Source organism: Psychrobacter sp. SC65A.3, assembly GCF_025642195.1.
Lineage (GTDB): Bacteria > Pseudomonadota > Gammaproteobacteria > Pseudomonadales > Moraxellaceae > Psychrobacter > Psychrobacter cryohalolentis.
The window spans coordinates 654487-678805 of sequence record NZ_CP106752.1 but is presented as its reverse complement, the minus strand read 5'-3'; the positions used below and the strand labels follow the sequence as shown (position 1 = coordinate 678805).

Below are 24319 nucleotides of genomic sequence, written 5' to 3'. Positions count from 1 at the left end.
ACATAGATCACATAATTTTATCAAGGAAGATAATATGACCAAGCAAGATACCCTACAACTAGGGAAAACTGAGCAAGTTGCTAACACCATGCTCGATACGACAACGCCAGAGACATTGCTGTCAAAACCCATTGCCTTACTGCAACTGATTGTCTTTAGTATGATCGGTTTGGTGATGTTTTTTGTGCCATTTACCATTGGTGAAAAAAGCACGATTTTGTTCGACCATGGCGCAACTTATCTGGTCAATCAGCAACATACTTTATCTGTAACTTTGTTATTTATGCTGATGGTATTTGGGGTAAGCAAACCGTTTATTGATGGCTCATGGCGCAAAAACATCACCCATAAAATCCTAACTGTCTTTAAAGTGCTGGGACTGGTATTAGCCGTGATGTATATCACTGGTAACGCTCCAGCCTTTATGATGGAAAAGGATATGCTGCCGTTTTTATTTGAAAAACTGGCGCTACCGGTTGGTATGATTGTGCCGCTTGGGGCTTTGATTCTGGCGTTTTTAGTGGGTTTTGGTTTGCTTGAGATGGTTGGCGTGCTGATGCAGCCGATTATGAAGCCGATTTGGAAAACGCCGGGCGCATCAGCGATTGATGCAGTTGCCTCTTTTGTGGGCAGTTATTCGATTGGGCTGTTAATTACCAATCGTGTGTATCTGCAAAAGCAATATTCTGCGCGTGAAGCCATTATCATTGCGACCGGTTTTTCGACTGTATCAGCTGCGTTTATGGTAATTGTTGCCAAAACACTGGGGTTGATGGAATTTTGGAATCTGTTTTTTTGGTCAACGTTGGTAATTACCTTTATCGTCACTGCCATCACTGCCCGTATTCGACCAATTAGTCAGTTTGATAATGAGGTTGAGCGTCCAAATTTAGACTACAAAAGAGGCACGCGTCTAAAAGCGGCATATGAGCTAGGTTTGTCCACGTCACGCCGTGCATCAGATTTTAAACAAATTCTATGGACCAACTTTCGTGATGGCTTGACAATGGCAGCCGCTATTGTGCCCTCTATTATCGCCGTTGGACTCACTGGTTTATTATTGGCCAAGTACACGCCAGTATTTGACGCTTTAGGTTTACTGCTTTACCCCTTTACCTGGTTGGGCGGTTTGCCAGAGCCGCTCGTCGCTGCCAAAGGCATGTCTGCAGGATTGGCTGAGATGTTCTTGCCAGCATTATTGCTCAGTGAAGCGGATATGTTGACCCGTTATGTCGCCGGCGTCATCTCTATTAGCAGTGTGCTGTTCTTTTCTGCCATGATTCCTTGTGTACTAGCAACTGAGATTCCTATCTCTGTTGGGAAAATGGTCATCGTTTGGTTCCAGCGTGTAGCACTTAGTATCTTACTGGCAGCAGCTTTTGGACATTTGGCAATGTCTTTTGGCTGGATAAGTTAGGATAGATTGCACCTATTAATACAAGCACAACATCAATACCCCATCACATAATAAATACAGCTAATAACATTTAATACTAGGATTACCACCATGACTGCTATCAAAAAATTAACCCTACAGCCACGTCAGCTTAGCTTTGAGATACTACGCGATATCTATGAACAGCCCATCATATTGACCTTGCCTGATAGCGCTTATGAGGCAATAGACGCCTCACACGAAGATGTACAAACGATTATCCGCCGTGATAAAAGCGCCTATGGTATCAATACCGGTTTTGGTCTGTTGGCAAAAACCCGTATCAGCGATGACCAGTTAGAACTATTACAGCGTAATCTTATCGTATCTCACTCGGTGGGCACTGGTGAAGCATTACCAGCCAACGTGGTTCGACTGATTATGGTGATGAAGGTGACCAGTTTGGCACAAGGTGTTTCTGGCGTCCGCCGCGCCGTGGTCGACAGCTTACTGGGCTTAATTAATAACCAAATTACCCCAAACATCCCTGCCAAAGGCTCAGTGGGTGCTTCAGGAGACCTCGCGCCTTTATCGCATATGACACTGGCGATGATGGGCGAAGGTCATGTTTATGTTGATGGTAAAAAAGTACTGGCCGCTGATGCTTTAGCACAGCATGGTCTTGAGCCAATCACCCTTGCGGCAAAAGAAGGTCTTGCCCTGATTAATGGCACTCAAGTATCCACCGCACTGGCACTACGTGGTTATTTCTTAGCACGTGATTTGCTTGAGACAGCAACCATCGTCGGCTCACTTTCTATCGATGCGGCTAAAGGCTCAGATGCGCCATTTGATGCGCGTATTCATGAAGTACGTGGTCATCATGGTCAAATTGAAATCGCCAAAGCGCACCGCCAGCTCATTAAAGGCAGTGCTATTCGCGCCTCACACGATGGCGAGCAAGACGACAGAGTACAAGATCCTTATTGCCTGCGTTGCCAGCCACAAGTGATGGGTGCATGCCTCGATATCATCAATCAAGCAGGCAAAACGCTATTGATTGAATCTAATGCCGTCACGGACAACCCACTGATCTTTAACAATGAAGACGGTCCAGTTGCCATCTCAGGTGGTAACTTCCATGCTGAGCCAGTGGCTTTTGCTGCTGACATCTTGGCCTTGGCCATTGCTGAGATTGGTTCTATGTCTGAGCGCCGTATCGCCTTGCTAATCGATGCTACTTTGTCAGGTGGTTTGCCGCCGTTCTTAGTTGATAATGCTGGGTTAAATTCAGGTTTTATGATTGCTCATGTGACGGCAGCGGCGCTCGCCTCAGAAAATAAGTCTATCGCCCATCCCGGTAGTGTCGACAGCATTCCAACTTCTGCCAATCAAGAAGATCATGTGTCGATGGCAACTTATTGTGCGCGACGCCTATATGAGATGGCGCAAAATACCGCCACCATTATCGGTATTGAACTCTTGGCTGCTGGTCAAGGTATTGACTTCCATCGTGGGTTAGAGACCTCAGAGCCTTTGACTTTGGCACATCAGAAACTTCGCGAGCAAGTGACCTTTTATGATAAAGATCGTTACCTAGCCCCTGATATCGAAGCGGCAAAGCAGCTGGTATTAGATGGTACGCTTGCTGAGCATTGGCAGTCATTGCGTAGTAATTGGTACGACTCTAAATAAAGGCTGATTGCAAAAAGGAATCTGGCGATGACATCTCTAACAAATAAAGCAGCAAGCACGATTACCCATATAGAAGCCGTGAGCCATACGGTAGCTGATATGAGTCGCTGGACAGGACGTGCGGAGCCGTTTGAGTCTGCGCGCGCCCGCTACTGGTATCAAATAGCGCAGCCTTATGCCTTTGATGCCACCAGTCAGCAAAACGGCCAGCGTATTGGGCTGGTCGGTTTCGCTTGTGACCAAGGTGTCAGGCGCAATCAAGGACGTGTGGGCGCAAAAGCCGCACCGCCATTGATTCGTCAGGCGTTTGCTGCACTGCCAGTCATCGCTGAGCTACAGCAGCGCTTTGACAATCAACTGCCAACCTTACTGGGTGATGCGGGTGATATCCACTGCCATGATCATGATCATGATCATGATGACTTTGCCGCAAACATGTTAGAACAAGCACAACTTAATTATGCCGATAAGGTAAACCAGATTATCAAGCAAGGCGGCTTACCCATCGGTCTTGGCGGTGGTCATGCTATTGCTTATGGTAGCTTTTTAGGATTGTGGCAAGCTCTACAGCAGAAAGACACTAAGAGTGATACAGATGCGCCGCCGCGTATTGGCATTATTAACTTTGATGCTCATCTTGATCTTCGTCAGTCTGATGTCGCTACCTCTGGGACACCGTTTCGCCAAATTGCCGAGCACCTTGATGCACACGATCAGCCTTTTCACTATTGTTGTATAGGCGTCAGTCGGTTTTCCAATACGGCAGCGCTCTTTAATCGTGCTGAGCAATTGGGCGTGCATATCATCAGTGATGAAGAGTGTACCAATAAAAAATGGAAGAAAATCGCAGCTCAAATTGCAGATTTTATCAAGAGCGTCGATATTATTTATTTAACCATTGATATGGATTGCTTACCATCAAGCGTTGTCCCTGGTGTTAGTGCGCCAGCCGCCTATGGTATTAAGCTCAGTTTCGTTGAGCGCGCGGTCAAACTTATCTTGTCCTCTGGTAAGGTAAAAGTAGCCGATATTGCTGAGATTAACCCTACTTTTGATATTGATTCGCGTAGCTGCAAAGTTGCCGCTCGTCTTTTGGCTACTATTATCGAGCAGCATTTACTAAATTTATAGATAAAGGCTTATAAGTTTAACTTTAGAAATGAATTTTATATATTTACCTGATTATCAGTATTAAGCAGGAGCTTATTATGAACAACTCTAGCGAACAGATACTTGCCGACTCTATCAATACTACCGATGCTATGGATGCCTTAACAACGTTTGACCATATTATTATCAATGCCAATCTTGCGACTTTTTCAGCGCAATATGGTTTCGATACTTATGCTGACAATAAAGACAGTATATCCGCAGCCGCAAAAAGCACGCCTTATGGTCAATTAGAAAATGCTGCTATCGGCATCAAAGACCGCAAAATTGCATGGATTGGGGCGCATACGCAAATAACACCCTATCTCACCCATTATCAGCGTCAGCAAATCACAGACGCTGATGGTCATTGGATAACGCCTGGATTGATAGATTGCCATACTCATATCGTCTATGGCGGCAACCGCAGCAATGAGTTTGAAGCGCGTCTACACGGTGCCAACTATCAAGATATTGCTGCCCAAGGTGGCGGTATTGTCTCAACAGTTCGTTCCACTCGTGAAGCCAATATCGAAGAATTGTTTGCACAGAGTGAAAAACGCCTGCTGGCGCTTATCAAAGAAGGTGTGACCAGTATCGAGATTAAATCTGGTTATGGACTAGACTTAGAAACTGAACGCAAAATGTTAAAAGTTGCCCGCGCACTCGGTGACAAACACAATATTCATGTCAGCACCACTTATTTAGCTGCTCATGCCCTGCCACCTGAATACAAAGATCGTGCCGATGACTATATCGAGCAAGTCTGCGAGTGGCTACCGATTTTACATAGCGAGGGCTTAGTTGATGCAGTCGATGGATTTTGTGAAAACATTGCCTTTAATGCTGAGCAGATTAAGCGCGTCTTTGAAGTCGCACGCTCATTAAACTTACCGGTGAAACTGCATTCTGAACAACTATCAAATATAGGCGCTAGCGCCTTAGTTGCTGAATATCAAGGATTATCAAGCGACCATCTTGAGCACTTAGTAGAAGACGATATCAAAAAAATGGCAGCAAGTAATACAGTGGCTGTACTGTTGCCAGGCGCGTTTTATACCCTACGTGATACCAAGTTGCCACCGATCGAAGAACTGCGTAAACATCAAGTACCAATGGCAATTTCGACTGACTGTAATCCAGGTACCTCACCGCTGACCTCACTGCTATTAGCGATGAATATGGGCTGTACGCTATTTTATATGACTCCTGAAGAAGTATTGGCAGGGGCAACGGTTCATGCAGCTCAAGCGTTAGGTCTAGCTCATAAAGGACGTATAGAAGTTGGCTGTGATGCGGATTTGGCGCTGTGGGATATCACTCGCCCTGCTGATTTAGCCTATCAAATGGGGCTAAATCCTATTGAAGGTATTATGGCTAAAGGTGAATGGCGCTAAACCTTATAGCCTCACCATTTTCTTTTAAATCGTAAAAAGCCCCAATCAATGAATGATTGGGGCTTTTAGTTTAGGAAAGAAACTTATCACATTCGCATTTTATATTTTAATACCATCTATAAACCACTAAGGGTTAAACTGCTCTTAGTTCAAGATACCATAAGCAACTAAGGCATCGGCAACACGTTTAAAGCCGACGATATTAGCGCCAGTCATATAATCGATATAACCTTTATCAGTTTGATGGTATTTTTCTGAGGCTTCAGCAGCGCCGTCATGAATATTTTTCATAATAACTTTTAAACGCGCATCAATCTCTTCAAAAGTTTTGTACTGACGTACTGAGTTCTGTGACATTTCAAGACCAGATACTGCCACGCCTCCTGCATTTGCCGCTTTACCTGGAGCATAATGCACACGGTGCAAGCGAATATGATCAATTGCTTCTGCAGTCAATGGCATATTAGCACCTTCAACCACATACTTAATGCCGTTCTCAACCATCAGCTTAGCGTCGTCTGCATTCACTTCGTTTTGCGTGGCTGATGGGATAGCGATATCGCCTTTGATATGCCAAGGCTTTTGTCCAGCAAACCATTCACCGCCATAGACAGCTACATAATCTGCTAATGGTTGGCTTTTTGCTTTTAACCAGTTTATTTTTTCTTGATTTAGACCCGCCCCATCATACAAGGTACCTTGCGAATCAGATACGGTGACCACAACACCGCCCAGCATATGAGCTTTTTCAGCAGCATGTAGAGAGACGTTACCCGCGCCTGAAACCAGTACTCGCTTACCATCTATGCGCTCATTTTGAGCCGTTAGCATATTTTCTAAGAAGTAAACCGCGCCATAGCCCGTCGCTTCCGTACGCATCAAACTGCCACCAAATCCTACGCCTTTACCAGTCAATACACCGCCGTATTCGCGGGTCAGGTTTTTATACATGGCAAACATATAGCTGATTTCGCGTCCGCTAACGCCGATATCACCTGCCGGTACGTCCGTATCTTTATTGATATAGGGATGCAGCTCACGCATGAAAGCATAGCAAAAACGACGGATTTCGTTGTCTGACTTGCCCTTTGGATCAAAATCAGAACCACCTTTAGCGCCGCCCATTGGCAAACCGGTCAAGGCATTTTTAAAAATTTGCTCAAATCCTAAGAATTTTAAGACCGATTGATTGACGGTTGGGTGAAATCTAATACCGCCCTTATAAGGTCCTAACGCGTTACTAAATTGGACACGCCAGCCGCGATTGACCTGTACTACACCTTTATCGTTTTCCCAGTTGATACGGAAACCCATCACGCGGTCAGGCTCAACCAAGCGCTCAAAAACTTTGAAAGCATCATATTCAGGATGAGAGTCATATAGTGGCGCAATCGTGATTGCAACTTCTTTTACTGCCTGAATAAACTCAGGTTGATGGGCATAACGTGCTTCGATTTTTTCGATTGCCTGACTGATACTCATATAGGTTCCTTAGGGTAGAAATTGTAATCGTGCTGATTTACACCGGCGCACTATCGCATACCCGAAAATGATAGGATGGTGAACACAGATGTAGGATTGATGTCGCTGCTATACGCTATTTGGTATAACAACTGGTGGGATTAGAATCCAACGGTTTGGGTCGCTAAATTATGATAAAGAAGCCCAGACTATTTTTATCTCACAACTGTATATCATTTTTTTGATGTATACGTCTAGTAAATATCGGCATCATCAAAAGTTATGGATAAGCTTTTATCATTAAAATATCTGAAAATAGTGCGTAGTGAAAACTTAATAATTAAAAAAAGGTGATTAGTTTAGAAAGCTTTAGACAACTAAAGCAAATATTGAAGCATTTGTCTTTAACAATGAATAATGATTTCATTAGCACTATCAAAAGACGTCGATGAAGAGCGCATTCGAGCTATGCAGCTTTTATTGTCACTGGGTGATCGTATAGGCCGCGAATTGGCTTGTGGTAGCACCGACCGTATCATGATTCAAAGTGTGAAAAACTATGTAATCATGACTTCATCAGGTTATAAGACTGCAATGAATATTAGGACTAAACTGAATGCCAAACTTGGCTTAATATTCTTAGATATTGAATGTGCTTTGGAGGCATTGATGAAATTAATGGGATAAGTGGTGTTAAAGAACCATCAACGCTGTTTGATACCTCATCTAGCTATCAATCGCTTTATCAATAACACTTTAAATGAAAATAGGCACCTTGTCTTATAAAAATTATTTAAGGCATTGCACACTGTTTATATGCAATGAGTCGTTAGCGCATTTAAGTAATGGAAATAGCCATTCACAATGAGATGGTAATACATTAAGGTATTCTCTTCTGATGTGGCAACGCTCATTCTAGAGCTACTTAAACTGCCTGCCACTGCTGCCGAGTGATCTTATATAGCACATGTTCAGCGAGTAGATGATTTGACTCAAGTGCAGGATGATAAAAATTGTTTTGCGTATCAGTCATCCTGATACGCTTCATAAGCAGTTGAGAGCGCTTATTAATCACAGCAGTAAATGCAACCACCTCATCAAGCGCTAGCTCGCTGAAAGCAAAATCTAAAGACGCACGAGCAGCTTCAGTTGCATAGCCTTGTCCCCAAAACTCCTTACGCAGTCGCCAAGCAATCTCGACACAAGGAGCAAAAGACATATCAGCATGCGTCTGATTTAAGCCAACAAAACCCATAAAGGCATCATTTTTGTTTGAACAGTCTTTTAGACTAAGCGCCCAAAATCCCCAGCCATTATCTTCAATCAGCTGCTGGCATTTACTCGCAATAATATGGCTCACTTTAGCTGATAAAAGCTTGGGGAAATACTTCATAACCTCTGGATCGCCATTCATAGCAGCAAATATTGCAAAATCGCTTGCTTGCCACTGTCTAAGATAAAGACGCTCTGTTTCTATATAAGGTTTCATTGGGTACTCTATAAAACTCATTAAATTGCCTATTTACCTAATTTCTCAAGTCATTCTTATGATGGCTACCCAGTTTAAGCCGCCATAATCAATAGTCGGCTTATGATTATGGCTGGTAGTTATCATTAGTAACTTATCCGCCATTGTAATCACCTAGCCTTTCTCTTAGTATCGTTTGATAAGTATCGTTTGATAAGTATCGCTTAATAAGTATCGCTTAATAAGCATATTGATTACAGTCAGCTTCAGGTAAGAAAGCTTACTTCAAATGGTACTTCATTAGATAAAAAACAGACAATAAATTAGGTAAAACATATGGAAAACTCAAAGCAGTTAACATCAGAGCAGCCACTACGCATCGATATCGTATCAGACGTGGTCTGCCCTTGGTGTGTCGTCGGCTATCGCCAACTAGCAGCAGCACTAGAGAAAACCAATACTGATCATGAGATACATTGGCATCCGTTTGAGCTAAATCCTAATATGCCAAGCGAGGGTCAAAACATGCGTGAGCATATCATGGAGAAATATGGCTCAAGCAAAGCCGAGTCAGATACTAGCCGCGCCAGAATAGCCGAGGCAGGTTCTGAGGTCGGCTTTGAGTTTAATTTTAATGATGACTTGCGTATGCACAACACCTTTAATCTGCATCAGATTTTGCATTGGGCTGAGCAGCAAGGGCGCATGCATGAGTTAAAGCAGGCATTATTTATCGCGCACTTTACCGATAATAGAAACCTCTCTGATATCAGAATACTTGCCGATATTGCTGCAGAGATTGGATTAGATGGTAAAGAAGCGTTGACGGTTTTAGAAGACCAGCAGTTTGCCAATGATGTACGTGAGGTAGAGCAGCATTGGCAAAGGCAAGGTATTCAAAGTGTCCCTGCTATCATTTTTAATGAGCAGCACTTGGTTAGTGGCGCGCAAGGCGTAGATAATTATGTCAATATTTTAGAGCAGCTAGCCAATATGAAAGAATAAATTAAGATTTTTTAGTAGGACCATTTGTATGAATAAAGACAAACTAATCACCCTATCAGATGAAACTGAGATCCTTATCTTAGATCAACTACGGGTTTATATGAATGATGAATTCGATATCGATATTGGCAATTTGCCCGCTAAGTTCTTATTGGATTTTATCATCGAAACCGTAGGTCCGCATTTTTATAATCAAGTGGTCGATGATATGGAGCCATGGCTATACGAGAGGTTTACGGGTATATTAGAAGATATGCATAGCTTTAGAAAGGACTAAAAGATAGACAGAAAAAAGCCGCTCCTATGATAGGAGCGGCTTTTTCGTATTCTATGATGCTAATGTTATAACTGTTACAAGTTAAAAATGAATAACCGTACGAATACTTTCGCCTTTATGCATCAAATCAAACGCTTCATTGATGTCCTCTAATGGCATCGTATGAGTGATAAAATCATTTAATGGAATATCACCTTGCATATAACGATCAACATAGCCGGGCAGTTCTGAACGACCTTTGACGCCCCCAAAAGCTGAACCGCGCCAGACGCGACCAGTCACTAGCTGGAATGGACGGGTTGAGATTTCTTTGCCGGCACCAGCGACACCGATGATGACCGACTCGCCCCAGCCTTTATGACAGCACTCAAGCGCTGAACGCATAACATCGACATTACCGATACACTCAAATGAGTAATCTACGCCGCCATCCGTCATCTCAACGATAACCTCTTGGATAGGCTTGTCATAGTCTTTAGAGTTGATGCAATCAGTTGCGCCAAGCTTTTTGGCGAGCTCAAATTTATCTTCGTTAATATCAATACCGATAATACGACTGGCTTTTGCCATTTTTGCACCGATAATAGCCGCTAAGCCAATACCCCCAAGGCCGAAAACAGCAACGGTCGCGCCTTCTTCAACCTTAGCGGTATTCATGACTGCGCCCAGACCAGTGGTCACACCACAACCAAGTAAGCAAACTTTTTCTAATGGTGCATTGGCGTCAACTTTGGCTAAAGAGATCTCTGGCAATACCGTATATTCAGAAAAGGTTGAGCAACCCATATAATGGTAGATTGGCTGACCGTCTTTATAAAAACGGGTGGTGCCATCTGGCATTAAGCCTTTACCTTGAGTCTCACGTACCGCTGAGCATAAGTTGGTTTTACCTGAAGTACAGAACTTACATTCGCCACATTCTGCGGTATATAAGGGAATGACATGGTCACCCACTTGCACGCTAGTCACGCCTTCGCCGATTTGCTCAACGATACCGCCACCTTCATGACCTAGGATAGCTGGGAATACACCTTCTGGGTCTTCACCAGATAAAGTAAAAGCATCGGTATGGCAGACGCCACTGGCGATGATTTTGACCAATACTTCGCCTTTACGTGGCAACATGACATCCACTTCTTCAATCGATAAGGGCTGATTAGGGCCCCAAGCAATGGCGGCTTTTGATTTGATAAATTTATCTGACATAAAAGTCTCTCTTTTTAATGGTTGAATTTTAATAGTGTGATTATTTTATATTACTTCCCTGCTAATGATAATATAGCATATTTGAAAATATCTTTTACACAGTGGTAATAATCATGAAGTGGGATGGTATCAGTGAGTTTGTCTACGTGGCAGAATTTGAGAGCTTTACTAAAGCGGCGGCAAAGCTTGCCATCTCGACAGCGCAAGTGAGCCGTCAGGTTACTGCACTGGAGAAGCGGCTCAATACTAAGCTGCTGTATCGAACGACACGCAAAGTGTCGCTAACAGAAGAAGGGCGCGTGTTTTATCAGCATTGCCGCAGCATCCTTGATGGACTCGATGCCGCAGAGCAAGCGGTCAGTAATTTGCAGTCCAAACCGCAAGGTCGAATCAATCTGACAGCTCCTGTCACCTATGGAGAGCAGCAGCTATTGCCACTGGTGAATGATTTTATGGTGCAATATAGTGATATCGAAGTGACGGCTTTTTTGAGCAATCAGAAGATTGATTTGATTGAAGGTGGTTATGATTTGGCAATACGTATCGGTAAGCTCAGCGACTCTACGATGATGGCAAAAAAACTCAGTCATCGTACCAACTTTGTCTGTGCATCGCCCGCTTATTTTGAGAAATATGGTCGCCCAAAAACCTTGGATGAACTCAGTCAACACAGCTGCCTATTAGGTACACTTGATTATTGGCATTTTAAAGAAGCGGATACAGAGCGCAATATACGCGTGAGCGGTAAGATACGCTATAACAGCGGTTATAGCTTGGTTGATGCAGCGCTAAAGGGGCTTGGCATCGTACAATTGCCAGATTATTATGTACAAAAACATCTAGCAACCGGTCGTTTAATGACGGTATTGGACGGATATAGAGAGCAAGAAGAAGGGATATGGGCAATCTACCCGCACAATCGTCATTTATCGCCAAAAATTAGGCTGTTGGTGGACTATCTAGCAGATCATTTGGCTTAATAATTCGTTAAGGCCTGTTGCAATGTGACTCTTTACTATGCACCGTTTATTACGCACAATGTAATGATGCACTATAAGGACTCGATGTTGCCAATCATCACTCATTGAACAAACGACCACCATAAAAAAGGAATTTTTATGCTTAAGATTATCTCTATTGCTGCCTTAGCTTTGGCTGTATCCTCTTGCGCCAGTGTTGAAAATATTTTAAATGCGCCTGATAAGATGCCATCAACGCCAGACACGATGACTGCTATCAATGCTAAAAAAGGTTTGGTTACGATGCAAAGTCCTCATTCCGTGCAAGATACCGCTGATAAGCTGGCAGCGATTATTGAAAGCAAAGGTATGAAGGTATTCGCACGCGTCGATCATCAAAAAAATGCACAAAGTGTCGATTTAACATTAAGACCAACACAAGTCATTATGTTTGGTAATCCAAAAGCGGGTACGCCATTGATGCAATGCGAGCAAAGCGTCGCCATCGATTTACCGCAAAAAATTCTAATCAGTGAAGATGCCGATAAAAAAGTATGGGTATCATACAATAATCCTGAATACTTAAAGACACGTCATAACATCAAAGGCTGCGATACCGAGATTGCTAATATCTCAAAAGCGCTCAACAGTGTTAGTAAGGCAGCTATTGCCAAGTAAATTTCTAGCAAAAAATTTAATAAATAAAAAGGTGGGTAGCCAAATCGCAACCCACCTTTTTTCTATCTCTAGAATATTAACTTATTTATTAGCAATGCTCAGAGCGTGCTATTTGCTCATGCAACTCTACTTTTAATTTCTTTGCACATTCTATAATCTTTTTTCGATCGGCAGGGATAGCACCATACTCAATCGCTATCTCTCGCATTTGTACGGTGACATCGTAGTGCGGGTAACTGGCATGACGATGGAATAAGCGTGCATCCACTTCAATCAGCGCAGCAAAATCATGCAGCTCTTGCAAGGTATCTGCCAGCAGATGGCACCACTTATAGCCTTTAAACTCTATCTGCATAAAATCGACGTATATTGCCATAGAGCTATCCCTTTATTTATTGCTTTAAAATAATCTAAGTACTTTTACTTTAGTGCATCTACCACACACAAATCAGTATAACCCTGGTAATTCCCTTACGTTTTTCTTTAGCTGCTTAAGTACTTGCTGGTACTCATTATTACTCATATCTATCGTGCTCAAACGCCCATAACGCAGCTGACGATAATCCTTTTTAATCTGCTCTATTTTTATTTGAGCCACTGTTAAATCATTGCTGTCTACCAACTGACTAGGACTACTACTCTGAGTATTTGTCCCTGTGTTTGCTTCAGGTTTTGGACGAGCACTTGTATCAAGTGACATTGCCAAGCGTTCAAGCCATGCCAATTGCCCTTCACTCTCAAACCTAGCCAACGTTTTATTGTTCTTGCCAATACGTTTTGATAGCTGTGCAAGTGGCAGATCTGCTGGATGCCAGCGCTTGCGGCGGCATTGCCAAATGACAAAAACCAAAGTCACCATGATGGTAATAGCACTCACCGCTAGCCAAATAATTTGCTGCATCACTGAGCGGATGTTAAACCACTTAAGTAATGAGTCCGCTTGCTTGTCTTGATCATAACCGACGACGTCTTTTTGCCAATAGTAGCTGGCTTGGTCTGACAGGCGGCGCAAGGTTTGTAACATCTGATACTGCTGATAGCTGATTTGCGCGCTAGCGCCATCGCCGAATATCGCTGCTCCTTGCGACTGCGTCAGCGCATCCATGCCTTGCTCGACGCGCTCAGGTGCAACAAAAGCTGTCGGATCGACACGTACCCAGCCTTGACCCTCAAGCCAAACTTCCGTCCAAGCGTGTGCATCCTTTTGTCGCACCTCCCAAACATTCCCACTGCGGCTTAGCTCGCCACCTTGATAGCCTGCCACGACCCGTGCAGGTATGCCAGCGGCGCGCATCATAAAGGTAAAGCTGGAAGAATAGTGCTCACAAAACCCCGCTTTGGTCTCAAATAAAAACTCATCAATACGGTTATTATTCAGCCGTGGCGGAGATAGTGTATAACGAAATTCTGTTTTATGAATCCAGCGCTCAATAGCTGCCATATAGCGTAGAGGATCTGAGCCTGACTGGGCAAAAAGCTGCTGGGCTAATGCTCGTGCTTGTGGGTTGCCTTTATTAGGCAAGGCAAGATTTAGTCGTCGCACCTCGTCAGTGAGTATAGGGTCAATCTGCATCGGCGTAAACTGTGCTACATCGTAGCGTAATTGCTGGGTAACAGGCTGGTCTTTTAACAGGGTAAAGTCTGAGGTGACACTGACATCTTGCTGCTGGGCAAACGGATAATCGAGTCCAAATAACCAGTTCTGCTGAGTAGGTTCTAAGATAATCTGATAAGTGTTGGGGGCAGCTTTCACCGCATCAGGAACAGTCGAAAATGCATTTTTAATCCAAGTAGGTATAGGTAACGTAGGCTGCCATGCTCGCTGCTGAGGGCTTTGACGCCAAGTAATGCCATCAAAATCGCTAAATACCAAGCCTCGCCAATACAACTCCTGCTGCGGGGGTCGATTGTCTGTAAACTCTACCCGAAAAGCCAATTCGGTTGACTGACCTAAATTAGCAAAATCACCTGGCGACATACTATCAGAGACGCCTGTGGTCGCTTGCTGACCTGATAACTGTACTGACCATAGTGGGGGCAAACGCGGAAAGAATAGGAATAGCACCACCAATAATGGCAATGCTCCAATACCCAATACTCCCAAGGTGCGCACACGACCATCACCGCGACTATTCCCATCATCATTTAGCGCGATAAATGCCAGCAACACAACAATCGTGCCAATAATCACTTCTAAAGTCGTTATTAACCCTTGATCCATCAAAAACAACGCTGCAAGTACAAACAGTGAAAGATTCAACACCACATAAGCATCGCGGCGCTTGTAAAGCTCCCACAGTTTGCTGATAAGGCAGAGCACTAAAAATGCCACACCCATATCCAGTCCAAATGCAGTATTGTAGGTCAGCCACAATCCTGCCAGCCCCAATAAGAAGCCAAGCATTTGCATGCCTTGATAGACGCGTTTTAAATATGCTATTTTTTTAAACCGCACTTTGATGCGTGGCAATTGGGCAATAATACTGACGACAGCAAAACCCATTAGCCATAATGGTAAGTGTGCCGCATGAGGTAAAATAACAATGACTTGGGCAATTAATACCCAGTAATAGGCTGGTAGCGCTAAAAAATTACGATACCATTTTCTAGCGTAACCGTGTTCAACACTAGAGCGGGTGCTTTGACCCGTTGCCAATTGCTCAAAAACGGCTGTCTCTGTAGAGTTTTTAGTAAGAAAATCGATCGATACATTTTCAATGTCATTTGAGGAAGATCGTTTAGAATTGTTCATGGCGCTTTTGCCAATCTTAGCAAGCAAGCTTGTGCAAAGCTGTCGCCCTCGCCCGTCATTACCGCAGAGGAAAATTCAGACGGTGCCTCATTTGGTAAGCACATATTAAACGGCACACCCAATTGCCCTAATATGAGCGTGCCATGAGCCAGTTGTGCCAGTTTCTGCTCATGATTCGCCGCTGGCATATCGGCATAATCCAAGGTTTGCTCGTGACCAACAGGATCGGCAAAATGCTTGGTAAGCATACCCTGACCGCGTGCCACATGTCCCCAAGAAACCCGTGCCAGCGACTCTCCTTCGATATAATTATCCAGCCGCTCAAAGTCATCTTGACCTTGCCGATATTGCCCGCCTGTTGGTAAATCCTCCTGACTGGCAACTGCATACTGCGCCTGCCAATCAAACACTTCAGGTTTTGGATAGACCCAAGCAGTACGGGCAAAATAAACGTAAGACCACGCCCGCATAATGCCCAAAGGATAAACCGTTTTTATTTTTAACCGTGGTAATTCAAACTGCCCACGATTCTGCGTCGGTACAGGCAAGCGAATAATTTGCTCGTTTTGCAGTCGTGTCACCAGTATTGACTGTTTATTATCAGCGCTATGTTTAATTTTTTTATCTTTTTTGCTATTAGCCTTGTCATCAGTCTGCTCAAAGCTAAATAACAACTGCCGTCTTGGTTGACGGCTCTCACTGCGCAGCTGCAAAGTCACCCAAACAGGCGCACCTGCTTCTGCCATAGTCACTTCAAGTAAACGTATTTTCAGACCTGAAATGTGCGCAAAGGTTACATGAAAGCTGATCAGCCAGACGCTGACCAAATAAAAACATAAACCTAATACCAAGTTATTGCCATAGTTAATACCGGCAATAAAAGTAATGATCAGCAGCACCGAAAATAGCATGCCTTCCCGGCTAAAAAAAATATAGACATTACGCAAATTGAGTTTGGCGCTGTCACTTTTGGGCGCACGCGAAGCGAACCATCGATTGGCTGCTGAGGCAGCTGTGACGGTGAAAGCTTTTGGCAAAAGGCTCATGGCTACCCTATCGTTACCATAAAATTGACAATATCATTGATATTCAGAGAAAGCGTTCGATACCAATATGTTGAATAACCACTTAGAGAATCGCCTTCAGTGTTAAATGATTTTAGATGAGCATTTATCGAATCATAAACATTTAAACAATAACTGCTACTTCTGCCAAAATACGTTGAGAAATGGTCGGGGTAGCTTGCCCGCCAGTGACATGGGCTGGCACAAAACGCTGACCCAAACGATGGTCGGTGACTGCAGCAAATACCGCTTGAATATCTTCAGGCGTGACCTCCATATGTCCTGATACATAGGCGTAAGCCTGCGCGGCGCGCTGTAGCGACAATAAACCGCGCGGCGACAGCCCATGATACTCTTGGCTTGCCCGCGTCTTTGCGACCAGTCGCTGCAGATAATCCAAGACAACATCTGCGATGTGTACCTGCTTAACCCCTTGCTGCGCCAATAACACCGCTTCTGTATCAAGCACTGCACCCAAACTGTTTAAAAGCTCACGGCGATCTTGACCTTTTAATAATGCCCGCTCTGCTGCAGCTGATGGATAACCAAGCGATAAGCACAATAAAAATCGATCTAGCTGCGACTCAGGAAGTGGGTAAACACCTGCTTGCTGTAAAGGGTTTTGAGTGGCTATCACAAAAAATGGCTTGGGTAAGGGATAACTTTGCCCATCTTGTGTCACTTGCCGCTCCTCCATCGCTTCAAGTAAGGCGCTCTGGGTCTTGGGGCTTGAGCGATTGATCTCATCAGCGAGCAGCAGCTGAGTAAAGATAGGACCTGCTCGAAACTCAAATTGGCGCTTATTTTGATCGTAGATACTCATGCCCAATATATCGGCAGGCAGCATATCATTGGTGAACTGCACACGGCTAAAGCTCAAGCCTAATAATTGGGCTAAACCTTGTGCCAAGGTCGTCTTACCCATACCCGGCAAGTCTTGTAGCAATAAATGACCACCTGCTAAAATACCACTAAGCGCAAGCTTAACTACTTGCGATTTATCCAATACGATTTGATTCAATTGCGCCATTAACTGAGCAATTTTTTGCTGATTATGGCTATAATCAGCAGCACTAGGCACTGTTTGAGGACGCGTTTCTGATATCAGCTGATGTTTCGATGAAAGGAGCATATTAGTGGCTGCGTTAAGGCGATTATGGGTTTAATTTATGAGGAAAACAAAAGGTATCAGGTAAGGGTTATTTGTCATTTTCAACACTTGGGGCAGCTGCGCGAAGGGTAGACAAGTAGGCAATCACATCAGCGCGCTCTTTAGAATCTGGCATCGGGTCTGACAGCATTTTCGAATCTGGCATGGCTTTTTCAGCATCCGCAATATAAGTATCAAGCGTTTTAGAATCCCATACCCAACCCGAGGCTTTAAGTCCTTCACTATAAGTATAATCTGCAAGTTCCGCTGCTGGCGCGCCATAAATATTCATCAGCTGTGGGCCTTTTTTATTGAGACCGGGGTTTAACTGATGACACTGACCACAAGCATCTTGATATATGAGTGCACCATTATCGGCATCGCCTTCAATATAAAGCGGTAGCGTGACAGTAGCACGATAATCAGGCGGCGTTTTCTCACAAGCACTTAGCAGCAAAGCGGCGACAAGCATACCGACCAGTTGATATTTGTTGACTATAGACATGGTGTCATCTTTAATTAATAGGTATTGATGTCGATGAGTCTACATCAAACATCCTATAATGCAAAGGTTGATAGACATCGATAGCCGTCTGTAGACCATAAATGCAGAGTATCTATATAGTATTTATGAATATAAAATAAGACTTAACTCTCATTAGAGACTTTGATACTGTTACTCGGCATTTCTAAATAATTGCCTTGTAGGTAGCGTGCGCCGACACTCCATGCAACAGACATGGTTGCAGCATCTTCAATATAAGGCATCAATACATCAACATTAATCTCATTGGTACGTACGATAATTGATTTGACCGTTTCTAAATTGTCAGCGGCATCAATCCCTTCGACATAATTATGGGCTAAACGCACCATATTAGGATGAACAAAATTGGCAAGCTCCACAGATTTTATGGATGAGCCAAAATTATTGATGCTAAGCTGGCAGTTTACCTGACTGAGCGCGGTGAATTGAGATTTCGCTACTGTTAAGTAATCTGAGATGTCTTTTTCATTGAACTGCAGTGTCAACGCCCCAGCTTTACCACCGATGGCATTGATGAGCTGGCTTGCAACACTGGGCAGTTTTTTATCGATTAAGGACGCACTGGTTAGCTGTACCAGTAACCGCGCCTCTGGATGGGTTTTACGTACTTCATTGATTCTCTTACAGGCATTAATTAATACCCAGCGGTCTATTTTTTCTAATAATTGATGAGATTTTGCAACCGCCATAAACTGTTCTGGAGTCAATACGGTATTCTCAGCATCTGCTAGCGGTAGCCGCAGGAATACTTCAAAGAAATCACTACGGTCATTATTGATGTCATATATGGGCTGGAACAATAACTCAAAGCGATTATTGGTAATGGCATCAACCAGAGATTCTGCTAGCGCATGATCGTCACTATTGGCGTGTTCACTTGCATCATATAAATGATAGCGGCCGCCATGATTGGAGGTCTCTATCATGATTTGATTGATGGCATCCATGGCGCGCTCAAGCAGCACTCTAGGCTCAGGCGTATTTTTTTCAATTTTAACAATAGCAGTACTTGCTGTTGTGTTGGTTGTGCGCTTATCCACTTCAATAAGCATCTTACTGATACTCATACCAATCTGTTCAGCCAGCTTTTTAAGCGCAGCTGTCGTCTGGTTTTCTACCAAAATAGTGAATGCTGTATCACTAAAGCGACTGACATGACCATCGACTACCAGCTCATCTAAGGTGTTAGCAACTTGTTTCACCGTGCTATCAATACCTTGCAGACCTAAACTGCTTCTAATTTTTCCGACATTATCGAGTTGCACATACAAGAGTGCCGCCGTTAAAGCCCCTTTTCGTGCCTGCTCATATGCTGCCGCCAGCTGCTCTTCAAAGCTGTGGCGATTATCAATGCCCGTCAAGCTGTCTTTACGCTCAGCTTCAGCCAAACGTTTGGCGACCTCAATGCTATTGCTATTATTTTGTTGAATAATAATCTGGGTGACCGGCTCACCATCTAGTGTCGCTATTGCCAACTGTAGTTTTGCTTCGAACGTACTGCCATCCTTACGTCTACTCTCAAAATTAAACTCAACGTCTTTACGGTTCCCTTTGTCGAACTGACGTAAAAACTGTTTAACAGCTTTAACATTATCACCGCCTGCAATCAAATCAATCACAGGTATACCGATAATATCGTTCATCGCCTCAAAACCAAATAACTGCAGATACGGATCATTGGCAAAGATATGAATCCCTTGATCAATGTATGCGACTGCGCTTTTTGAGTTTTTAATCAATACGTTTGCGCGCTGTTCTGCCTCAGAGAGCACAGACTGCAATGTCTTAAGCTGTTGGCGACTGTGCAAGTTTTCGTGCAATAAGCGAATAGCCATGATGACTGCCATTTCTTGCTCTACATAGAGTGCCTTAACCATCGTACCATTCATAATAGACGGTAAGCCTTCGTCATTGTGAGCGTTGGCTACCGTGTTTTTACTTATCAAACAAACCGATGGTAAGTCAATATCTTGCTCTTGAATGATAGCAACCACGTCGGTGAAATTCATATCATACGCTTGACCAAAAACCAACACATCCCATGATTGACGCAATGATTTTAGCAACTCATCTTTATCGTCCAAAAAACCTAAATTCACGCTGTCATAGTATGAACCGAGCAAGTCTACAAGGCGCTCAGCATAAAGCTGATCAGCATCGATAACCAATAAGTTCAAGAGAGACTGAGTACGCATAGAAAGCCTTTTTAATCTTAAAAAATAATATGAATCGCCGCTGAGCTGTCGTCAAATATATAAAAGATAGCAGAATATTAAGAAACAGCGTCGTAGTTATTGTTGTCATTATAAACAATAATTTAGCCGACTGTTGCTTAACTTATCATGGTAATTGTTAAATAATTCGACATAGCAATTTTATATGACACGAGTAACTAGGTCTTTAGAGGTCCGGCTTTTATGTAGATTAACGTCATTAACCCTGCACCCCTTCATATTGGCTAAATTCATCAGTCACCATTAGACTACGACCCAAGCGCAAAGATTTCTGTTGGTCATTAATACGCATGATAACCTTATCATCTGTTTGAAAATGAGAGGTTGGTAACAATAGACTATAAGACGTTTGTAAGTGTTCATCTGCTCCGATGACAAACGCTGGCACAAAATGCTGACTGCGATTCTGTCTATCTTGTAGACAAATTCCACAGGCGATTATCTTATGACCAAGGATTTGCCATTCAAGCTCGAGTTTTGCGCTATCCAAATTAAGCCAACGCACTACTCCCATGGACCATTTAGGCGCGGTAGCCTTATCTTTGCGACACAATAAAAAAAGGCTCATTATTTGTAAAGGTGGTACGATGGAAGTGAGATCATCAATTTTATCAATTGGCTCAGATGAATCTAGAAATAAGCGTAGGGTACGAAAGTGTGACAACTGATTATTACCCTCAGATGTATCCGCCCTTAATTCTTTATGGGTAGCAAAATTTTTTGGTAAGGTATCATAACGCGGCTGCTGATAATCTGGCAGGTTTTTAGATGCTATTAAACTGCTAAAAGCTTCACCGTTACTGATACGGTAATGTATTTCATTAAAACCCGATATTATCGTCGCTGTTTGCTTTGTATTGTGATCGATAGGAGGCATGCGCTTTGGTTGAATATAACGATATCTTATCGCCATTGAAACGGTATTAACCAGAAAATACTCAACCCCTCTTCGATCAGTATCGATTAAGGTTTTCATACGCGATTGTAAATACGTCACTAAAGGTTCAAGCTCTATAAATAAGCAGGTGTGATGAGCATCATATGGGTTGATAGTAGATAATGCAGTTAAATAAGTAGGCGGCTCTTTACTCTGTAGATTGACGAACACTCGCGTTGCTGTGCGCGGCTCTATGGTAGCAATTATATGTGCACTCCACGCTGGCAGCAGACGCTGTAGTAGTAGGATATGAGGTCGACGCAGTGCACGTACATTTAGCAACTCATGCAAGCATATTTGGCAATATAAATGATGGAGAGTATCACCTTGCTGCGCTGGAATGTAAGCACTCAGTACAATATGTGAGGCTCGCTGCTGGCATGCGTTAAGATATAAGTTATTTACATTAGCCCATATATAGGCTGGCGACTTTTGATAGTAAAAGCTATCTTCAAATAGCAGTTTTTGATACATCAGTAGCGTTTGGTAAGTGGCAATCGCCAAGGTAACAGGAGATGATTTTTCACTGATAAAATAGCGCTGCAACAGATTACTTGAAGGTGCTTGCTGCTTATCCTTTAAAAGGATAATTTCGCGGCGTATCACGCCGTCATAGATCATAATCAATGAATAGTACAGCGACTTCACCTGAGCAACATAGCCAAGCTGAGCTTTATTGAGCGCCCCTGTCTCATAAATGTACTGTTGGCGTAGCGCCGCAATTAGCTGACTGGCAGCATTAGTGACAATCTTAATCAATCTTAAACGCTGCCTATCATCAGTAGGAATCAGACGCAATTCTGTTAATACTTTTTCTATTTGTTCGACTTGCTGGGTCTCTGTTTGCGCTGGCAATAGTGCCGCCCATTTATGCAAGTGCGGCTCATTGCTACTCTTAGACTTATTGCAAGCTTCTAACAAAGGGGGTTCAGCCGCTAAATACGCTTGAAACGTCGATAAATTTACCATTACCATCCTTAGTAATTGCGTAAGTTATCCATGAGTGTAGAAGGATATATTCTTAAAAAAGAATATTACTATCATACCTAACCATTCTTCTATATATGTTGCTTATTTATAATTTTCTCAAATCTATTTCTTGTTATGTATTGGCCAAAATAAAAACCCTATCATAGTGCACAATTTACCTATTATTGTAAACATTAATTGGCACCTTGAAAGGTTCGTTTGGCAATTCTCTGACCAGTTTGGGTACTAGGTAGCCCGGTAATTTAGCCAATAGCGACCAATAAAGCTCAATGGCAAATTTCTCATCACTGTCAAAATGAGCCGCGCCCGCCACTTTATCTAGTACATGTAGATAATAGGGCAACACGCCCGCTGCAAATAAACGCTGACTCAATGCCGTTTGCGCACTAACGCTGTCATTGATACCTTTTAAAAGTACCGCTTGATTTAATAAAGTAATTCCTGCGGCACGAGCGCGCTGCAAATACTCTGCGGTCAACGCATCAATCTCATTGGCATGATTACCATGAATGACCATAACGATTTGACAACGGCTTTGTGCCAAACGCTCTAATAGCGCATCATCAAGCCTTGCTGGAATCACGAGCGGCAGACGGGTATGTATACGAATGGTTGTCAGTTGCCCAATCGCCTCCAAAGTATCTAGCCAAGCAAATAGACGTCTATTGGTCACATTTAATGGATCACCGCCACTTAAGATAACTTCATTAACCTCAGGATGGGCGCTGATATAATCGATAATATCCTGTTTTGCGCTGGCAGTTGGCATATTGGCACTATAGTCAAAATGCTGACGAAAGCAGTAACGACAATGAATCGCGCAAGCACCAGTAATGGTTAATAGCAGTCTTGATTGATATTTATGCAGCACGCCTTTGACAGGATTATGCGCATTTTCGGCTAGTGGGTCAGCCACATAGCCCGCCACTGCCATTTGCTCTTTATGATTGGGTAATACCTGTCTTAATAAAGGATCATCACGATCACCAACGGTCATTTTTGCCACAAAGGCACGCGGTACTCGCAGCTCAAAATGTTTAGGCACGTAGACCTCTGAGCGCAGAGATTGTAGCTCTAATATCTCAAGCAGCTCATCAATAGAGGTAATGGCTTCGGATAATTGCGTTTGCCAGTTTTTTTGTGTGATTAAATGGTTTATCATGACAACCTAATACCTGTGCCCAAAAGCCGATATTATACGCTGTTAGGGCGTCGCCTATCAAAGCAAACGTCCTATCGTTTATGTACCAGAATGGCTCATATCTTTTAGCACGGTAAATCTGGCACTCCATTTTCACTAAAAATATTTATCATCCTTTTTTTAAACCCTTTTTCTAAACCCTTAGGAGTCTTCCGTGGCAAGTTTTTCTACCAATGAATTTAAATCTGGTCTCAAAGTCATGCTCGATGGCAACCCTTGTGCCATTCTTGAAAACGAGTTTGTCAAACCTGGTAAAGGACAGGCCTTTAACCGTGTTAAATTGCGCAATCTTCGTAGTGGTAAAGTATTGGAACAAACCTTTAAGTCAGGCGATAGCTTAGAAGCTGCTGATGTCATGGACACTGAAATGAACTATCTCTATAACGATGGTGAATTTTGGCATTTCATGCATCCTGAGAGTTTTGAGCAGATTCAAGCGGACAAAACAGCGATGAGCGATTCAATAAAGTGGTTAAAAGAAAACAGCAATGCACTATGTACCATCACTTTATTCAACGGTGCTCCTCTTTCAGTAACACCGCCAAACTTCGTTGAATTGCAAATCACTGAAACCGATCCGGGTGTACGTGGTGATACCTCAGGCGGCGGCGGCAAGCCTGCAACGTTAGAGACTGGCGCTGTGGTACGTGTACCATTATTTGTGCAGCAAGGTGAAGTAGTACGTGTAGATACTCGTACTGGCGATTATCAAACGCGCGTTAGCTAAAGCTATTAATAGATAGCTCTAGTCTGTCTGTAAAAACAAAAAAGCTT

Annotated in this window: 21 protein-coding genes; 10 read left to right on the top strand and 11 right to left on the bottom strand. The window is 43.3% G+C overall.

The genetic code is table 11. The annotated features are described in order from the left end of the window. The first annotated feature begins 34 nt into the window (after window positions 1-34). From OEG80_RS02925 to hutI, 4 genes are all read left to right on the top strand, one after another. Window positions 35-1417, top strand: coding sequence for a YjiH family protein (locus OEG80_RS02925; protein ID WP_263241668.1), 1383 nt, complete (start codon window positions 35-37; stop codon window positions 1415-1417). 90 nt (window positions 1418-1507) lie between these two features. Then, window positions 1508-3070 carry a histidine ammonia-lyase gene (hutH, locus tag OEG80_RS02920; RefSeq protein ID WP_263241667.1) on the top strand — a complete coding sequence of 521 codons (1563 nt, stop codon included), beginning with the start codon at window positions 1508-1510 and terminating at the stop codon, window positions 3068-3070. Window positions 3071-3097: 27 nt separating this feature from the next. Beyond that, a complete protein-coding gene (gene hutG / locus OEG80_RS02915; protein ID WP_263241666.1) occupies window positions 3098-4201 on the top strand; it encodes a formimidoylglutamase in 1104 nt (367 codons plus the stop codon). A gap of 77 nt (window positions 4202-4278) precedes the next feature. Next, entirely contained in the window at window positions 4279-5616 is a 1338-nt protein-coding gene (gene hutI / locus OEG80_RS02910; protein ID WP_442792450.1) for an imidazolonepropionase, read from the top strand. A gap of 144 nt (window positions 5617-5760) precedes the next feature. On the opposite strand, the gene gdhA is transcribed toward hutI, so the two are convergent. Further along, window positions 5761-7098, bottom strand: coding sequence for an NADP-specific glutamate dehydrogenase (gene gdhA, locus OEG80_RS02905; RefSeq protein ID WP_263241665.1), 1338 nt, complete (start codon window positions 7096-7098; stop codon window positions 5761-5763). A 396-nt stretch (window positions 7099-7494) separates the two neighbouring features. Between gdhA and OEG80_RS02900 the strand changes: the two genes are divergently transcribed. Beyond that, window positions 7495-7764 (top strand): hypothetical protein, encoded by a 270-nt coding sequence (locus tag OEG80_RS02900; RefSeq protein WP_133105108.1) that lies wholly within the window; start codon window positions 7495-7497, stop codon window positions 7762-7764. 238 nt (window positions 7765-8002) lie between these two features. On the opposite strand, the gene OEG80_RS02895 is transcribed toward OEG80_RS02900, so the two are convergent. Further along, window positions 8003-8566, bottom strand: a complete 564-nt coding sequence (locus tag OEG80_RS02895; protein ID WP_263241664.1) for a GNAT family N-acetyltransferase — start codon at window positions 8564-8566, stop codon at window positions 8003-8005. 315 nt (window positions 8567-8881) lie between these two features. Between OEG80_RS02895 and OEG80_RS02890 the strand changes: the two genes are divergently transcribed. Further along, complete coding sequence (locus OEG80_RS02890; RefSeq protein ID WP_263241662.1) at window positions 8882-9550, top strand: DsbA family oxidoreductase; 669 nt, start codon at window positions 8882-8884, stop codon at window positions 9548-9550. 28 nt (window positions 9551-9578) lie between these two features. Further along, window positions 9579-9827: a DUF2164 domain-containing protein gene (locus OEG80_RS02885; protein WP_263241661.1), complete on the top strand. Its 249-nt coding sequence runs from the start codon at window positions 9579-9581 to the stop codon at window positions 9825-9827. Window positions 9828-9908: 81 nt separating this feature from the next. Here OEG80_RS02885 and OEG80_RS02880 read toward each other — a convergent pair whose 3' ends face one another. Continuing rightward, on the bottom strand, window positions 9909-11018 hold the full coding sequence (locus tag OEG80_RS02880) for an S-(hydroxymethyl)glutathione dehydrogenase/class III alcohol dehydrogenase (RefSeq protein ID WP_440826357.1): 1110 nt from the start codon (window positions 11016-11018) through the stop codon (window positions 9909-9911). A 128-nt stretch (window positions 11019-11146) separates the two neighbouring features. Here OEG80_RS02880 and OEG80_RS02875 point away from each other — a divergent pair, with 128 nt between their 5' ends. Both OEG80_RS02875 and OEG80_RS02870 read left to right on the top strand, forming a co-directional pair. Then, window positions 11147-12013 carry a LysR family transcriptional regulator gene (locus OEG80_RS02875; RefSeq protein WP_263241660.1) on the top strand — a complete coding sequence of 289 codons (867 nt, stop codon included), beginning with the start codon at window positions 11147-11149 and terminating at the stop codon, window positions 12011-12013. A 138-nt stretch (window positions 12014-12151) separates the two neighbouring features. After that, entirely contained in the window at window positions 12152-12670 is a 519-nt protein-coding gene (locus OEG80_RS02870; protein WP_263241659.1) for a DUF302 domain-containing protein, read from the top strand. Between the two features lie 88 nt (window positions 12671-12758). Here the strand turns inward: OEG80_RS02870 and OEG80_RS02865 are convergent, their stop codons facing one another. The 8 genes from OEG80_RS02865 to epmB form a co-directional block, all read right to left on the bottom strand. Continuing rightward, window positions 12759-13046, bottom strand: a complete 288-nt coding sequence (locus OEG80_RS02865) for a DUF4031 domain-containing protein (RefSeq protein ID WP_020444115.1) — start codon at window positions 13044-13046, stop codon at window positions 12759-12761. Between the two features lie 72 nt (window positions 13047-13118). Beyond that, a complete protein-coding gene (locus OEG80_RS02860; RefSeq protein ID WP_263241657.1) occupies window positions 13119-15422 on the bottom strand; it encodes a transglutaminase family protein in 2304 nt (767 codons plus the stop codon). Continuing rightward, a complete protein-coding gene (locus OEG80_RS02855) occupies window positions 15419-16468 on the bottom strand; it encodes a hypothetical protein (RefSeq protein ID WP_263241656.1) in 1050 nt (349 codons plus the stop codon). Before OEG80_RS02855 ends, OEG80_RS02860 begins: the two co-directional genes overlap by 4 nt. Before the next feature lie 142 nt (window positions 16469-16610). Next, entirely contained in the window at window positions 16611-17618 is a 1008-nt protein-coding gene (locus OEG80_RS02850; protein WP_263241655.1) for an AAA family ATPase, read from the bottom strand. Between the two features lie 67 nt (window positions 17619-17685). Next, complete coding sequence (locus tag OEG80_RS02845) at window positions 17686-18141, bottom strand: c-type cytochrome (RefSeq protein ID WP_263241653.1); 456 nt, start codon at window positions 18139-18141, stop codon at window positions 17686-17688. Window positions 18142-18284: 143 nt separating this feature from the next. Continuing rightward, entirely contained in the window at window positions 18285-20378 is a 2094-nt protein-coding gene (locus tag OEG80_RS02840) for an EAL domain-containing protein (protein ID WP_263241651.1), read from the bottom strand. 238 nt (window positions 20379-20616) lie between these two features. Further along, window positions 20617-22323, bottom strand: coding sequence for a hypothetical protein (locus tag OEG80_RS02835; RefSeq protein WP_263241650.1), 1707 nt, complete (start codon window positions 22321-22323; stop codon window positions 20617-20619). Window positions 22324-22498: 175 nt separating this feature from the next. Beyond that, window positions 22499-23506: an EF-P beta-lysylation protein EpmB gene (epmB, locus tag OEG80_RS02830; protein ID WP_263241649.1), complete on the bottom strand. Its 1008-nt coding sequence runs from the start codon at window positions 23504-23506 to the stop codon at window positions 22499-22501. 193 nt (window positions 23507-23699) lie between these two features. Between epmB and efp the strand changes: the two genes are divergently transcribed. Next, complete coding sequence (gene efp, locus OEG80_RS02825) at window positions 23700-24272, top strand: elongation factor P (RefSeq protein ID WP_011514270.1); 573 nt, start codon at window positions 23700-23702, stop codon at window positions 24270-24272. Window positions 24273-24319 lie beyond the last annotated feature (47 nt).

Excerpts from the sequence above, each read along its gene's own strand:
- OEG80_RS02925 (WP_263241668.1), top strand. The coding sequence starts at position 35 with ATGACCAAGCAAGATACCCTACAACTAGGGAAAACTGAGCAAGTTGCT.
- hutH (WP_263241667.1), top strand. The coding sequence starts at position 1,508 with ATGACTGCTATCAAAAAATTAACCCTACAGCCACGTCAGCTTAGCTTT.
- hutG (WP_263241666.1), top strand. The coding sequence starts at position 3,098 with ATGACATCTCTAACAAATAAAGCAGCAAGCACGATTACCCATATAGAA.
- hutI (WP_442792450.1), top strand. The coding sequence starts at position 4,279 with ATGAACAACTCTAGCGAACAGATACTTGCCGACTCTATCAATACTACC.
- gdhA (WP_263241665.1), bottom strand. The coding sequence starts at position 7,098 with ATGAGTATCAGTCAGGCAATCGAAAAAATCGAAGCACGTTATGCCCAT.
- OEG80_RS02900 (WP_133105108.1), top strand. The coding sequence starts at position 7,495 with ATGATTTCATTAGCACTATCAAAAGACGTCGATGAAGAGCGCATTCGA.
- OEG80_RS02895 (WP_263241664.1), bottom strand. The coding sequence starts at position 8,566 with ATGAAACCTTATATAGAAACAGAGCGTCTTTATCTTAGACAGTGGCAA.
- OEG80_RS02890 (WP_263241662.1), top strand. The coding sequence starts at position 8,882 with ATGGAAAACTCAAAGCAGTTAACATCAGAGCAGCCACTACGCATCGAT.
- OEG80_RS02885 (WP_263241661.1), top strand. The coding sequence starts at position 9,579 with ATGAATAAAGACAAACTAATCACCCTATCAGATGAAACTGAGATCCTT.
- OEG80_RS02875 (WP_263241660.1), top strand. The coding sequence starts at position 11,147 with ATGAAGTGGGATGGTATCAGTGAGTTTGTCTACGTGGCAGAATTTGAG.
- OEG80_RS02870 (WP_263241659.1), top strand. The coding sequence starts at position 12,152 with ATGCTTAAGATTATCTCTATTGCTGCCTTAGCTTTGGCTGTATCCTCT.
- OEG80_RS02865 (WP_020444115.1), bottom strand. The coding sequence starts at position 13,046 with ATGGCAATATACGTCGATTTTATGCAGATAGAGTTTAAAGGCTATAAG.
- OEG80_RS02860 (WP_263241657.1), bottom strand. The coding sequence starts at position 15,422 with ATGAACAATTCTAAACGATCTTCCTCAAATGACATTGAAAATGTATCG.
- OEG80_RS02855 (WP_263241656.1), bottom strand. The coding sequence starts at position 16,468 with ATGAGCCTTTTGCCAAAAGCTTTCACCGTCACAGCTGCCTCAGCAGCC.
- OEG80_RS02850 (WP_263241655.1), bottom strand. The coding sequence starts at position 17,618 with ATGCTCCTTTCATCGAAACATCAGCTGATATCAGAAACGCGTCCTCAA.
- OEG80_RS02845 (WP_263241653.1), bottom strand. The coding sequence starts at position 18,141 with ATGTCTATAGTCAACAAATATCAACTGGTCGGTATGCTTGTCGCCGCT.
- OEG80_RS02840 (WP_263241651.1), bottom strand. The coding sequence starts at position 20,378 with ATGCGTACTCAGTCTCTCTTGAACTTATTGGTTATCGATGCTGATCAG.
- OEG80_RS02835 (WP_263241650.1), bottom strand. The coding sequence starts at position 22,323 with ATGGTAAATTTATCGACGTTTCAAGCGTATTTAGCGGCTGAACCCCCT.
- epmB (WP_263241649.1), bottom strand. The coding sequence starts at position 23,506 with ATGATAAACCATTTAATCACACAAAAAAACTGGCAAACGCAATTATCC.